Source organism: Streptomyces sp. NPDC058637, from assembly GCF_042717325.1.
Taxonomy (GTDB): Bacteria; Actinomycetota; Actinomycetes; order Streptomycetales; family Streptomycetaceae; genus Streptomyces.
This window is the reverse complement of sequence record NZ_JBHXRD010000010.1, coordinates 197,228-211,752: the sequence shown is the minus strand read 5'-3', so window position 1 is coordinate 211,752 and position 14,525 is coordinate 197,228. Positions and strand designations below refer to the sequence as shown.

The following is a 14,525-nucleotide window of genomic DNA, read 5'->3' as shown; positions in this document are numbered from 1 at the left end:
GCAGAGGCCGGGCGCAGCCGCGAGCTGCCCCGGCCTCTGCCGTTCGCGGTGGTACGGGCCGCAGGCCCGGCGCACGGTACCGGAAGGCGGACAGGCCGGCCGTGACTGTTCCGGACCCGGCTCCGGATCGGGCATCGGCTCCGCATCGGGCATCGGCCCCAGATCGGGCATCGGACCCGGCTCGGGCACCGGCTCGACCCGACCGGCCGGATCACTCCGGCTGGTGCTCGGGGCCCCCGAAGTCCGGACCGGTGAAGTCGGGGCTGGTGAAGGTGGGACGCGTGCCCGCCGAGGGGCCGTCCCGCGGCCCGGAGAAGTCCGGGCTGCTGTAGCCGATCTTCGGGATGCGGTTCGGTGAACGGTGCGGGGTCCGTGCGGCGGGCCCCGCGGTCGGGTCGGCCAGGGCGTCCCGGAGGAAGGGCAGGATGCCGCGCTCCAGCAGGGCGTGGCGCCAGGCCTCCCTGGCCCGTGCCACGTCCTCGGGCAGTCCGTCCTCCTCGTCCGGTGCCGGCAGGGCCGTGGCACCGTTGCGCAGCGCGGTGACGAGGAGTCCTGTCGCGGCGACCAGAGTGGCCGCCGCGGCGGCGGCCGCGAAGAACCAACCGGCGGCGATCATGGTGCCGGCGAAGGCCAGGGAAGGGCTGAAGGCCTTCAGGAGGTAGCCGATCAGCAGGAATATCAGGGCCGCGGTCCCCGCGAGGACGGGAGCCAGCGCGGTGATCACCGCGAGGGTGCCCGCGCCCGTCCGGTCGTTCTCGTCCGTGCCGGGCCGGAGGACGGACTCCGGGTCCGTCGGGTCGGACGGTCTGCGCAGTTCGCCGCGGACCTTCACGTAGTACGTGTACTCGGTGGCGGCGGCCGAGGTGATCAGGGCCGTGGCGTTCAGTGCCATGGTCCGCAGCTGTTCCGTGTTGAGCTGGTCCCCGACTCCGTCGAGATCCGGGCGCTCGTGGGCGTGACGCAGCGCGTCGGCGAGGATCCGCTCGTATTCGGGGCGGTCCTCGGCCAGCAGGTGCGGAGCGCTTTTCATCTGCATCCCCCGATGCTCCGTAGGGCCTGATCGACCGCGTGGGCCGGGCGATCGGGCGGAAACGGAGGAGAGCCTGCTTACTGATACGCCGATGGTAGAGCGCCTACCGCACGGGGTGACAGGGGGTTGCCGGAAATAGGCCCAGCAGACGGCGTTGTCAGGTCGCCATGCCTCTTCCCCGGCGTTCGTCAGTCACGCAGGGGGAGTTCGACGACCAACAGCTTTCCGGCCATGGTCACTCCGCCGTCCATCGCGATGGCCAGCCCGTCCGCGTACACGTGCGGACCGTCCACGGCGGGGCGTGCGCTGTCCTCGCCCTCCTCCGATCCGACCTCGCCGAGAAGATACGGAATGGGGCTGTGACCATGGACGACGCGTCGGCCACCGTACGTCGACATGAGTTCGCGCACGGCCTCGGCACCGCCCTCGTCACGGAAGGCGAACCGCTTGGTGAGCTTGCGGAAGAGGTCCCAGCACTCGTCGGCGTCGTTCCGCGTGAGAATGGCGTGCACCGTGTCGTTGACGTCCTCGATGGTGGACCCGTAGTCGAGGTACGCCGTGGTGTCGGAGTGCATCAGCAGATGCCCGTCCTCCTCCACGACCGCGTCCAGCCGGGCCATCCACTGGAGGTGGACGTCCTGGAGCCGCTCCATGTCGGCTTTCTGGCCGCCGTTGAGCAGCCAGGCGGCCTGGAAGGTGGCGGTTCCCGCGCCGGAGTTCACCGGGGTGTCGCCGAACCTCTTCGCGCCGATGAGCAGCAGCTCGTGGTTGCCCATCAGGGCCTTGCAGTACCCGCCGGCCGCGGCCGCCTCCGCGGAGAGCCGCATGACGAGGTCGATGACACCGATGCCGTCCGGACCGCGGTCGGTGAAGTCGCCGAGGAACCACAGCCTGGTGTTGCCGGCGGCCCAGCGGCCCTCGGCGTCCACGAGACCCTGCTCACCGAGCGCCGCAAGGAGCTCGTCCAGATAGCCGTGCACGTCTCCGACGACGTACAGCGGCCCGCGCTCCCCGCCGGCGACCGGTCGCGTCTCCGGCACGGTCCGCACCTGGACGGTGTCCCCGCGACTGATCACCGGAAGATCGCGCTCGGTCGGCGTGTACCCCTCCGGGGGCTCGTCGCCCACGATGGCGTTGCCGGGATGCGGCAGGGGCGACAACGGCGCCTGCGCATACGGCGGTACGCGGAAGTCGCGCAACGTCGCTGTCCGCACTACGGGTCCCTGACCGGCCCCCTGAGTCATCGACCCCTCCACCACCGTCGCGCAGCCGTACACCTGACGGGCCGTGCCTGGTAGAGGTGGTCCGCGGTGTCGTGCGCCCATCATAGGAATGCGGATCGTGCTGTGTGACGCACCAGGGGTGGTGAATCCGGGCGCACACATGGTTCACCGACCGTTTGATCCGGATTAATCCGATCAGTCCCCCGCGGGTGAGCGCGGCGCGCTGACCGTGGTGCGGGGCGGACGCCGTTGCGAGGAGGTCCGGACGATGAGTTCCGTCGGTATCACCTGCTCCACCGGACCGTCGTGCTCGACCCCTTCGATGGCGTCGATGAGGAGCTGGACGACCGCCGTGCCGATCCTGCGCGGTTTGAGCGAGAGCGTCGTGATGGGCGGCTCGGTCGACGCGTACACGGTGGACTCGCTGCAGCAGACCAGCAGCAGGTCCTCGGGGACCCGCAGGCCGTAGCGGCGGGCCGCTGCCAGGAGATCGGTGCCGTTGGGGTCGAAGAGCCCGTAGACGGCGTCGGGGCGGTCCGGGCGGGCGAGGAGGCGGTCGGCTGCGACCGCGCCCGCGCAGGGGTCGTGGGCCGGGTAGGACTCGTAGACCGGATCCTGGCCGACCCGCTCGCACCAGTGGAGGTAGGCGGTGGTGGAGAGGCGGGTGTAGGTGTCGGTGGTGGTGCCGGTCAGCAGCCCGATACGGCGGGCTCCCGCGGCGGCGAGGTGGTCGAGGAGGTCGAGCACGGCAGCCCGGTGGTCGTTGTCGACCCAGGCGGTGACGGGCAGGGTCCCGGCCGGGCGGCCGTCGGACACCACCGGCAGGCCCTGCCGGACGAGTTCGGTGACCACGGGGTCCTGGTCGGAGGGGTCGATGACGACCGTGCCGTCGAGGGCGACGTTCGACCAGACGTCGTGGCGTGAGGTGGCGGGCAGGATGACGAGGGCGTAGCCGCGGGCGAGCGCCGCCGAGGTGGCGGCTCTCGCCATTTCCGCGAAGTACGCGAATTCGGTGAAGGTGAAAGGTTCATCCCCGTACGTGGTCACGGTCAGGCCGATGAGCCCCGACTTGCCGGTACGGAGGGTTCGGGCCGCGGCGGACGGGCGATAGCCCAGCCGCTCGGCGACCTCGCGGACGTGGCGGCGGGTGGCATCCGGGAGCCTGCCCTTGCCGTTGAGCGCGTCGGAGACGGTCGTGATGGAGACTCCGGCCGCTGCGGCAACATCCCGGATGCCCGCCCGTCCCGGCCGGCCGCTGCGCCGGGGTGTCTCTGTCCGGCTCACCTGGTGCTTCCCTGCTGCTGTCATGGCGAGCCGATAGTAGGGCTCCGGTGGGGGGTGGGGACGGGCGCATACGCACCCGTTGACAGGCACGTTTCTGCATGATCATTAAAGGTTAAATGCCTTGCAAATCAAGGGCGTTGATAGCTCGGACGTCGATGTGTCATGCGTCGGCGTGCGTGGACCTGCTAAATGGTTCATGTCTCGAAGAGGTCTCAACTCACCTCTTCGGGGGATGCGCGCCACGGAGTGAGCCACCGGCGCGCGCCAGGACGGGCAGCGCTCCCCCTCCGGAGGCCGGGCCGGGTCCCCCGCATCACCGGCGCTTCGCCGCAGGAAGGGCGTTTTCCGCACCGGGCCATTCGCAAGGGCGCCCAATCCTCATAAGGTGAGCAGTATTGATGTGCGGATGGTCGAGGAGGACCTGCGGTGAGCGAGACGAGCCCCAAACTGCGCGCCGAGCTGGACGGCGTCCCTGCCTATGTGCCGGGGAAGCCGGCGTCGGCCGAAGGGCCGGTCGCCTTCAAGCTGTCCTCCAACGAGAACCCGTACCCCCCGCTGCCGGGGGTGATGGAGTCGGCACTCGCCGCGGCCGCCCACTTCAACCGGTACCCGGACATGGCGTGCACCGGCCTGATGAACGAGCTGGCAGACCGGTTCGGGGTGCCCCTCGCGCACCTCGCCACCGGCACCGGCTCGGTCGGCGTCGCGCAACAACTGCTGCAGGCCACCTCGGGCCCGGGCGACGAGGTCATCTACGCCTGGCGCTCCTTCGAGGCGTACCCGATCATCACCCAGGTCAGCGGAGCCACGTCGGTCAAGGTGCCGCTGACCGACGGTGATGTGCACGACCTCGACGCGATGGCCGACGCGATCACCGACCGCACACGCCTGATCTTCGTCTGCAACCCGAACAACCCGACGGGCACCGCGGTGCGCCGGGCGGAGCTGGAGCGCTTCCTGGACCGGGTGCCCGAGGACGTGCTGGTGGTGCTCGACGAGGCGTACAGGGAGTTCGTCCGGGACGCGGACGTGCCGGACGGCATCGAGATCTACCGGGACCGGCCCAATGTGGCGGTGCTCCGGACCTTCTCCAAGGCGTACGGCCTGGCGGGCCTCCGGGTCGGCTTCGCGGTGGCGCACGAGCCGGTGGCCGCGGCACTGCGCAAGACTGCCGTCCCCTTCGGAGTCAGCCAGGTCGCGCAGGACGCGGCGGTCGCCTCGCTGCGGGCCGAGGACGAACTGCTAGGGCGGGTCGGCGCGCTGGTGTGCGAGCGCACCCGGGTGTACGAGGGGCTGGTGCGGCAGGGGTGGACCGTCCCGGAGTCCCAGGCCAACTTCGTCTGGCTGCGGCTCGGCGACCGCACGCTCGATTTCGCCGGGGAGTGCGAGCGGGCGGGCGTGGTGGTCCGGCCGTTCGCGGGCGAGGGTGTGCGGGTCACGGTCGGGGAGACCGAGGCCAACGACCTGTTCCTGAAGGTGGCGGGGGCGTACCGCGAGGAGTTGTAGGACGCGTGCGAGCGGCCTCCGGCCGCCCGTGCCACGACGGCCCCGGACCTCGGACGGCGAGGTGTGGGGCCGTCGTGCTGCCCGCTTCCGCTCCCGCGCGGTGACGTCCGATTTCGGGTGGCTCGGTCGGGCGTGGCCGGAAACCACCCCCCGCTCGAACACCTCGAATCCGTGTGCGCCATAATTGCTTGTGAATGTGAACGCGTTCACAAGCGTGCCCCGTTTTCTCCCGTGATCAACAGGAATGGATGGGGCGAGCTGCGGCTGTGATCACGGCGACGCAAGGAGAAATGGGCGTGAATCTAGCGCTGGCACCAGAGACTCTGGCTCGATGGCAGTTCGGCATCACCACCGTCTACCACTTCCTGTTCGTCCCATTGACGATCTCTCTCGCCGCGCTCACAGCCGGCCTGCAGACCGCCTGGGTGCGCACGGACAACGAGAAGTACCTCAGGGCCACGAAGTTCTGGGGCAAGCTCTTCCTGATCAACATCGCCATGGGCGTGGTCACCGGCATCGTCCAGGAGTTCCAGTTCGGCATGAACTGGTCCGACTACTCGCGGTTCGTCGGTGACGTCTTCGGAGCCCCGCTCGCCTTCGAGGCGCTGATCGCGTTCTTCTTCGAGTCCACGTTCATCGGGCTGTGGATCTTCGGCTGGGACAAGCTGCCGAAGAAGATCCATCTCGCCTGTATCTGGATGGTCTCCATCGGAACCATCCTCTCCGCCTTCTTCATCCTGGCCGCCAACTCCTGGATGCAGCACCCGGTCGGCTACCGCATCAACGAGGAGCGCGGCCGTGCCGAGCTCACGGACTTCTGGCAGGTGCTCACCCAGAACACCGCGCTCGCCCAGTTCTTCCACACCATCACGGCGGCGTTCCTGGTCGGCGGCGCCTTCATGGTCGGCATATCCGCCTTTCACCTGGCCCGCAAGAAGCACATCCGGGTGATGCGGACCTCGTTGCGGCTGGGACTGGTCACGGTGGTGGCCGCGGGCGCGCTCACGGCCGTCAGCGGCGACACCCTCGGCAAGGTGATGTTCGAGCAGCAGCCGATGAAGATGGCCGCTGCCGAGGCGCTGTGGGAGGGCGAGGAAGGCGCGCCCTTCTCGCTCTTCGCGGTGGGCGACGTGGCCGAGGGCCACAACACCGTCGAGGTCTCCGTCCCCGGAATACTGTCCTTCCTCTCGGACTACAGCTTCGACTCGTACGTCCCGGGCATCAACGACATCAACGAACAACTGGTGGAGACGTACGGCCCGGGTGACTACCGGCCCAACATCCCGGTCGCCTTCTGGAGCTTCCGCTGGATGATCGGCTTCGGCATGGCGTCCTTCGGGCTCGGGATGCTGGGGTTGTGGCTGACCCGGCGGAGGTTCCTGCTACCACCGGCACTGCGCACCGGTGAGGACGAGGTGCCGTATCTGGTGCTCTTCAGGAACAAGGCGCTGAGTCCGAAGCTGACCAGGCTCTACTGGCTCACCGCCCTGTGGACGATGCTCTTCCCGCTGATCGCCAACTCCTGGGGATGGATCTTCACGGAGATGGGACGCCAGCCCTGGGTCGTCTACGGCGTGTTCCAGACCCGTGACGCGGTCTCCCCCGGTGTCTCGCAGGGCGAGGTCCTCACTTCGATGATCATCTTCACCGCGCTGTACGCGGTGCTCGCGGTGGTCGAGGTCAAGCTGCTCCTGAAGTACGTCAAGGCAGGGCCACCCGAACTCACGGAGGCCGACCTCAATCCGCCCACCAGGATCGGCGGCCATGACGAGGACGACGCCGACCGGCCCATGGCCTTCTCCTACTGAGAACAGCGGAGCTGAGAGATGGAACTCCACGACGTCTGGTTCGTGCTCATCGCCGTCCTCTGGACCGGCTACTTCTTCCTGGAGGGATTCGACTTCGGTATCGGGGTCCTGACCAAGCTGCTCGCCCGCGACCGCAAGGAACGGCGCGTCCTGATCAATACGATCGGGCCCGTCTGGGACGGGAACGAGGTGTGGCTGCTCAGTGCCGGCGGCGCGACCTTCGCCGCGTTCCCCGAGTGGTACGCGACGCTGTTCTCCGGGTTCTACCTCCCGCTGCTGGTCATCCTGCTCTGCCTGATCGTGCGCGGGGTGGCCTTCGAATACCGGGCCAAGCGGCCTGAGGAGCGCTGGCAGACCAACTGGGAGCACGCGATCTTCTGGACCTCGCTGATCCCGGCCCTGCTCTGGGGCGTGGCCTTCGGGAACATCGTCCGAGGCGTGAAGATCGACGCCGACATGGAGTACGTCGGCAATCTCTGGGACCTGCTCAACCCGTACGCCCTCCTGGGCGGGCTGGTCACGCTGTCCCTCTTCACCTTCCACGGCGCGGTGTTCGCCGGGCTCAAGACCGTCGGCGACATCCGGGGGCGGGCGCGCAAGCTGGCGCTCGAGCTCGGTCCGGTCACCGCCGTGCTCGCGCTGGGCTTCCTGATCTGGACCCAGGCGGAGAACGGTGACAGCTGGAGCCTGCTGGCGATGGTCATCGCCGTGGTGTCGCTGGTGGGGGCGATCGGAGCCATCGCGGCGGGACGCGAGGGCTGGTCCTTCGCGCTCTCGGGCCTGACCATCGCGGCGGCCGTGGCGATGCTCTTCCTGACGCTCTTCCCGAACGTCATGCCGTCCTCGCTGAACGACGCCTGGAACCTCACGGTCACCAACGCCTCGTCCACCCCCTACACCCTCAAGATCATGACTTGGTGCGCCGGCATCGCCACTCCGGTGGTGCTGCTGTACCAGGGCTGGACGTACTGGGTGTTCCGCAAGCGCATCGGCACCCAGCACATCGCCGACGCGCACTGAGACGCGAACCGGGTGCGCGCGCCGAACCGCGCGTGCACCCGACTCGCACGGTTGCTCGACCCGCGCGACTGCCGCAGCCGCGCGACTGCCGCAGCCGCGCGACTGTCGTCGCCGCGCTTGTTTCAGCAGGACCGAACCGCACCGAACTCGCACGAGCGCGTCCAGGCGCTCACCGAGCATCCGAACGACACGAGCTCACCGGGGAGCTGTTTCACGTGAAACCGATCGACCCGCGCCTTCTCCGCTACGCCCGCGCCACCCGCTTCTTCCTCGCGGCCGTGGTGGGACTCGGGCTGGTCGGAGCGGCCCTGGTCATCGCTCAGGCCATGCTCATCGCCGAGGTGGTGGTGGGCGGATTCGAGGACGGCCTGACCGTCGACGGGCTCCGCACCCCTCTGCTCCTGCTCGTTGCCGTCGCGCTGGGCCGGGCCCTCGTGGCCTGGCTCACCGAACTGGCCGCCTACCGGGCGAGCGCCGCGGTCAAGTCCGAGCTGCGCGGCCGGCTGATGGAGCGGGCCACGGAGCTCGGCCCGGAATGGCTGAGCGGCCGGCGTACCGGTTCGCTGGTCGCTCTGGCCACCCGGGGCGTCGACGCGCTCGACGACTACTTCTCGCGCTACCTCCCGCAGCTCGGGCTCGCGATCGTGGTGCCGGTGGCGGTCCTGGCCAGGATCGTCACCGAGGACTGGGTCTCGGCCGCGATCATCGTGGTGACCCTGCCACTCATCCCGCTCTTCATGATCCTGATCGGCTGGGCCACCCAGTCCCGGATGGACCGTCAGTGGCAGCTGCTCTCGCGGCTTTCCGGCCACTTCCTCGACGTGGTCGCCGGGCTGCCGACCCTCAAGGTCTTCGGGCGGGCCAAGGCGCAGGCCGAGTCGATCCGCACCATCACGTCGCAGTACCGCCAGGCCACCCTGAAGACGCTCCGGATCGCGTTCCTGTCCTCCTTCGCCCTGGAGCTGCTGGCGACCCTGTCCGTGGCGCTGGTCGCCGTGACGATCGGTATGCGGCTGGTCCACGGTGAACTCGACCTCTACACCGGACTGGTCATCCTCATCCTGGCGCCCGAGGCGTATCTGCCGATCCGCCAGGTCGGGGCCCAGTACCACGCGGCGGCGGAGGGGCTCGCGGCGGCGGAGGAGATCTTCGCGGTGCTGGAGACCGAGCCTCCGGCCGGTGGCACCCAGGATGTACCGCAGTCGCCGCGGCTGGAGCTGGAGGGCGTAACGGTCCGGCACGACGGCCGTACCGAACCCTCCCTGGATTCGGTGTCGCTGTTGGTGGAACCCGGGGAGACCGTCGCACTGGTCGGCCCCAGCGGGGTCGGCAAGTCCACGCTGTTGAACGTGCTGCTCGGATTCACGGTGCCCGACGAGGGCCGGGTGCGGGTCGGCGGGACCGACCTGGCCGACCTCTCCGCCGAACGCTGGCGCGAGCAGATCGCGTGGGTCCCCCAGCGTCCGCACCTGTTCGCCGGAACGATCGCGGAGAACGTACGCCTGGCGCGCCCGGACGCGGACGACGACGCGGTCACGACGGCGCTGACGGAGGCGGGGGCGTACGAGTTCGTGGCGGGGCTGCCGGACGGGCTGCGGACCCCGCTGGGCGAGGACGGAGCCGGACTGTCCGCGGGACAGCGGCAACGGATCGCGTTGGCCAGGGCATTCCTCGCCGACCGGCCCCTGCTGCTGCTCGACGAGCCGACGGCGAGCCTGGACGGGGAGACGGAAGCGGGCATCGTCGACGCCGTACGGAGGCTGGCGGCGGGACGCACGGTGCTGCTGGTCGTGCACCGTCCGGCACTGCTCCCGGTCGCGGACCGGGTGGTGACGCTGGAGCCCCGGGCGGCCGGGCCGTCCGTCGCCGGTGCGGTGACGGCGCGGGGACCGGCCGGCCGTGCCGGATCGCTGGCGCGGGCCGCAGACGAGCCGGTCGGGCCCGAGGTACTGAAGGACACCGCTCCCCGGACCGGCGGCCGGGTGCTCGCCCGCGTCCGGGAGGCCGCGGGTGCCCAGCACGGCAAGCTGGGTCTGGCCCTGCTGCTGGGCAGCCTCGCCGTGGGTTCGTCCGTCGGCCTCATGGCCGTCTCCGGATGGCTGATCTCCCGCGCGTCCGAACAGCCCCCGGTGCTCTATCTGATGGTCGCCGTCACCGCGACCCGCGCCTTCGGAATCGGGCGGGCGGTATTCCGCTACGCCGAGCGTCTGGTGTCCCACGACGCGGTGCTCAGGATGCTCGCGGAGCTAAGGGTCGCTGTGTACCGAGGGCTCGAACGCATCGCGCCCGCCGGTCTGCGGAGGACACGGCGCGGTGACCTGCTGTCCCGGCTCGTCTCCGATGTGGACGCGCTGCAGGACTACTGGCTGCGCTGGCTGCTGCCCGCGGGAACAGCGGTCGCGGTCGGGACGGCGGCCGTCGGATTCACCGGCTGGGTGCTCCCGGAGGCGGGCGCCGTGCTGGCCGTCGGCCTGCTCCTCGCCGGCGTGGGCGTGCCGCTGGTGAGCGGCGCGTGCGCCCGGCATGCCGAGCGCCGGCTGTCGCCCGCACGGTCCGCGCTGGCCGTCCGGATCACCGATCTGCTCGCGGGGACGGCCGAACTGACCGTCGCGGGGGCGCTGCCCGAGCGCAAGGAGCTCGTGCGCGGGGCCGACACCGCACTCACCCGGATCGTCTCCCGCGGGGCGACCGCGACCGCACTCGGCGGGGGTCTCACCGCCCTGATCTGCGGACTCACCGTGGTGGGCGCGGCGGCCGTCGCGCTTCCGGCGGTGTACGACGGCCGGCTGGCGGGCCTGGAGCTCGCCGTCGTCGTCCTCACTCCGCTCGCGGCCTTCGAGGCCGTGACGGGCCTGCCGCTCGCCGTGCAGTACCGCCAGCGGATCAAGCGCAGCGCGGAGCGGGTCCACGAGGTCCTGGACGCGCCGGTGCCGGTCGAGGAACCCGCCGTACCGGCCAAGGCCCCCGTCTCGCCCTTCCCGCTCGCCGTACGGGGGCTGTCGGCCCGGTACGAGGGGGCGGAGCGTGACGCCCTGCACTTTGTCGACCTGACGTTGACCACCGGGAAGCGGGTGGCCGTCGTGGGTCCGTCCGGCTCGGGGAAGACGACGCTCGCGCAGGTCCTGCTCCGCTTCCTGGACGCCAGGGAGGGGACGTACCGTCTCGGCGGGGTCGAGGCGTCCGCCCTGGACGGGGACACGGTCCGTACGTTCGTCGGACTGTGCGCCCAGGACGCGCACGTCTTCGACAGTTCCATCCGGGAGAATCTGCGGCTCGCCCGCACCGGTGCGACCGACGACGAGTTGAGGGACGCACTTGCCGGGGCCCGGCTGCTCAGCTGGGCGCAGTCGCTGCCGGACGGCCTGGACACCCTGGTGGGCGAACACGGTGCCCGGCTCTCCGGCGGACAGCGGCAGCGGCTCGCGCTGGCCAGGGCGCTCCTCGCCGACTTCCCCGTCCTCGTCCTGGACGAGCCGGCGGAGCACCTCGACCTGGCGACGGCGGACGCTCTCACCGCGGACCTGCTGGCCGCAACGCGGGGCCGGACGACCGTGCTGATCACGCACCGGCTGGCCGGACTCGACGCCGTGGACGAAATCCTGGTGCTGGACGGCGGCAGAGTGGTGCAGCAGGGGCCGTACGCAGCTCTGGCCACGCAGGACGGGCCGCTGCGACGGATGCTCGAACGCGAGCGGGAACCGGTGCTGATGAAGGCGGGGACGGCACGAACGGTCGGGGCGGACCGGTTGGCGGTGCCGACGCGGCCCTGAACCGGTGGTGCAGGGTGGTGGCATCGGTTCAGCGCCCCGTCGGCACCCGGCGCGGCTCTGACGAGATGGGCCGGCTGAACGCCCGACTTTCCGGACCGGTATGCCCTCATTAGGCTCGGTTCATGCCCGAGCAGGCTCCGAAGGACTCGCCCGAAGCGGCGACGCAGGAGAACGGAAGCCTTCAGGGGCTCGCCGCGGAACTGACCGCACGGGTCCCGCAGCTGCTGGAGGCCACGCGGTCCGTCGGCACGGGCCTGGAGCTCAGTTCCACCCTCGACCGCATCTGCGAGACCGCGGCCGAGCTGACCCACGCCCGCTACGCGGCCATCGGCGTGGTCGACGAACCGGGTGAAAGCCTCTCCGCCTTCGTCACCCACGGGGTTCCGGAAGAGGTCGCTCGTACCATCGGACGGCAGCCGGACGGCCGGACCGGCCTTCTGGGTGCGCTGATCCGGGATCCGGTCCCCATCAGGCTGGCCGACCTCTCGGCCGATCCGCGTTCCGCCGGACTTCCGCCCGGACACCCGTCGATGCGGGCGTTCCTCGGAGTTCCGATCCGCGTCCAGGGCGAGGTCTTCGGGAACCTGTATGTGGCGGAGAAGCGGGGCGGAGCACCGTTCGGCGAGGACGACCTGCACATGCTGAGCGTGCTCGCCACGGAGGCCGGGATCGCCATCGGCCACGCGCGGATGTACGAGGCCGCGCGGCAGCGCGAACGGTGGATCGACGGTTCGGTGGCGGTCACCACCGCCCTGCTGTCGGGTGGGGACGCCGATGACGCCCTGGCCGTCGTCGCCGAGCAGACCCGTCGGCTCGCCGAATCCGCCGCGGGGATCGTCATGCTGCCGGCCGCGGACGGAGGCCTGGAGATCGTTGCCGTCTCCGGTGACGAGCCGTCCGCTTCCCTCGGCGTGATCATCCCGCGCCACAGCCCCGTCGTCGCCGCTCTCCTCAGGGGTGAGGCGGTCTTCATGGACGACGCGGCCACCGACCCGCGCATGATCACCAGGCTGGCGGATCAGTTCGGACCCCACATGCTGTTGCCCCTGCGCAGCGGCGGACGGGTGCTGGGCGCGCTCGCCATCCCCCGGAGGCGGGGCGAGCGGCCGTTCACGGAGGGGGAGCGGACGCTGGCCACACAGTTCGCCGCGCAGGCCGCGCTGGCTCTCAAGATGGCCGAGGCCCAGCGTGACCGGGAACGGCTCGCCGTCTACGAGGACCGGGACCGGATCGCCCGGGACCTCCATGACCTGGTCATCCAGCGGCTGTTCGCCACGGGCATGATGCTGGAGCGTGCCCAGCGGCGCTCGCCGGTCCCCGGGGTGAGGGCCGGGGTCGGACGGGCCGTCGACGAGCTGGACGTGACCATCCAGGAGATTCGCACGGCCATCTTCGCGTTGCAGCAGGAGCCGGCCGAGGCCCCTTCCGGGCTGCGGGCCCGGGTGCTGCGGGAGATCAACATGGCGGCCGTGCCCCTGGGCTTCAAGCCGGCGCACCGCTTCCTGGGACCCGTCGACTCGCTCGTCGGGGAACTCGCCGGCAAGAACCTCATCGCCGCCCTGAGGGAGGCACTGTCCAACACCTTCCGGCATGCCCGCGCCTCACGCGTCGAGGTGAGCGTGGACGCGACCGCCGTCCTGCCGGACGGGAGGGACGCCGTGCGGCTGTCCGTCGTCGACGACGGCGTCGGCATCCCGGACAGCGGGAGGCGGAGCGGACTGCGCAATCTCGCCCGCCGTGCGGAATCGCTGGGTGGGGCGAGCTGGTTCGGGCCCGGGGCGGACGGTACCGGTACGACGGTCGTCTGGGAGGCCCCGCTCTGACGGCGAGGGCCGTCCGCCCGGGCTGTCGGGCGGGGCGGGCCGAGCGCCGCGCGGCCCGTTCCCGTCGCCTGGCCCGCTCGACCGGCCTGCCGCGCCGCCCGGGACGGCCGTCCGGGCACAACGTCCGGGCACACCGGCCTGCCGCGCCTGGCCTGCCGCGCCGTCCGGGGCACACCGCGCGGTCCGCCGGACCGGTCTCAGCGGGCGGCGAGGATCCGCTCGATGACGACCGCCACACCGTCCTCGTTGTTGGTGAGGGTCACACCGGACGCGGCAGCGCGCGCGGCCGGATGGGCGTTGCCCATCGCGAACGAGGCCCCGGCCCACTCCAGCATCTCCACATCGTTGGGCATGTCCCCGAAGGCGACCACCTCGGCCCGCGCGATGCCACGCTCCGCGCAGCAGGCGGCGAGCGTGCCCGCCTTGGAGACGCCCAGGCCGCTGATCTCCAGCAGGGCCGTGGGGCTGGAGCGGGTGAAGGAGGCCCTGCCCGCCGCCGCCTCGCGGGCCAGCGCGAGGAAGGCGTCCGGCGCCAGCTCGGGGTGGTGGGCGAGCACCTTCAGGACGGGGGCGCCGGCGCCGGGCGTCTCCTCCTGGAGGAGCTTCTCCGCGACGGCCACCGTGGCGCCAGGATCCATGTGGAACGGCGGGTAGGCAGGCTCGTAGTGGATGCCCGTGGTCAGTTCGACGGCGAACGACGAACCCGGGGCGACCTCGCGCAGGACACGCACGACGTCCAGGGCGGCGGCGCGTTCCAGCGGGTGGACCTCGATCAGCTGCCCGTCCGCCCGCAGATCGGCGACCGCGGCCCCGTTCGCACAGATCGCCATGCCATGGCCATGGACGTGGTCGCTGACGACGTCCATCCAGCGGGCGGGCCGACCGGTGACGAAGAAGACCTCGATCCCCGCCGCCTCGGCCGCCGCGAGGGCGGCGATCGTACGGTCCGACAAGGTCTTGTCGTCACGCAGCAGCGTGCCGTCCAGGTCGGTGGCGATCAGCCGGGTTACGGCAGGAAGAGGTGCGGCGGTAGCTGAGGTCACCCGGCCATTCTCCCGTAC

9 protein-coding genes are annotated in these 14,525 nt (G+C 70.8%); 5 read left to right on the top strand and 4 right to left on the bottom strand.

The genetic code is table 11. The features are described 5' to 3' along the window. Positions 1-211: 211 nt before the first annotated feature. From ACFWVP_RS13130 to ACFWVP_RS13120, 3 genes are all read right to left on the bottom strand, one after another. A complete protein-coding gene (locus ACFWVP_RS13130) occupies positions 212-1,036 on the bottom strand; it encodes a hypothetical protein (protein WP_384496150.1) in 825 nt (274 codons plus the stop codon). Between the two features lie 182 nt (positions 1,037-1,218). Then, positions 1,219-2,274: a metallophosphoesterase gene (locus ACFWVP_RS13125; RefSeq protein ID WP_384496148.1), complete on the bottom strand. Its 1,056-nt coding sequence runs from the start codon at positions 2,272-2,274 to the stop codon at positions 1,219-1,221. Between the two features lie 174 nt (positions 2,275-2,448). Then, positions 2,449-3,561 (bottom strand): LacI family DNA-binding transcriptional regulator, encoded by a 1,113-nt coding sequence (locus ACFWVP_RS13120; RefSeq protein WP_037758261.1) that lies wholly within the window; start codon positions 3,559-3,561, stop codon positions 2,449-2,451. A gap of 402 nt (positions 3,562-3,963) precedes the next feature. Between ACFWVP_RS13120 and hisC the strand changes: the two genes are divergently transcribed. From hisC to ACFWVP_RS13095, 5 genes are all read left to right on the top strand, one after another. Then, positions 3,964-5,043, top strand: a complete 1,080-nt coding sequence (gene hisC, locus ACFWVP_RS13115) for a histidinol-phosphate transaminase (RefSeq protein ID WP_384496147.1) — start codon at positions 3,964-3,966, stop codon at positions 5,041-5,043. Positions 5,044-5,339: 296 nt separating this feature from the next. Continuing rightward, entirely contained in the window at positions 5,340-6,851 is a 1,512-nt protein-coding gene (locus tag ACFWVP_RS13110) for a cytochrome ubiquinol oxidase subunit I (protein ID WP_384496145.1), read from the top strand. A gap of 18 nt (positions 6,852-6,869) precedes the next feature. After that, the gene (gene cydB / locus ACFWVP_RS13105; RefSeq protein WP_384496143.1) at positions 6,870-7,871 is read left to right on the top strand and encodes a cytochrome d ubiquinol oxidase subunit II; all 1,002 of its coding nucleotides are present in this window, start codon (positions 6,870-6,872) and stop codon (positions 7,869-7,871) included. Positions 7,872-8,086: 215 nt separating this feature from the next. Further along, complete coding sequence (cydD, locus tag ACFWVP_RS13100; protein ID WP_384496141.1) at positions 8,087-11,641, top strand: thiol reductant ABC exporter subunit CydD; 3,555 nt, start codon at positions 8,087-8,089, stop codon at positions 11,639-11,641. Between the two features lie 122 nt (positions 11,642-11,763). Next, entirely contained in the window at positions 11,764-13,464 is a 1,701-nt protein-coding gene (locus ACFWVP_RS13095) for a GAF domain-containing protein (protein WP_384496139.1), read from the top strand. 197 nt (positions 13,465-13,661) lie between these two features. On the opposite strand, the gene ACFWVP_RS13090 is transcribed toward ACFWVP_RS13095, so the two are convergent. Then, the gene (locus tag ACFWVP_RS13090) at positions 13,662-14,507 is read right to left on the bottom strand and encodes a Cof-type HAD-IIB family hydrolase (protein ID WP_384496137.1); all 846 of its coding nucleotides are present in this window, start codon (positions 14,505-14,507) and stop codon (positions 13,662-13,664) included. Between the last annotated feature and the right edge of the window lie 18 nt (positions 14,508-14,525).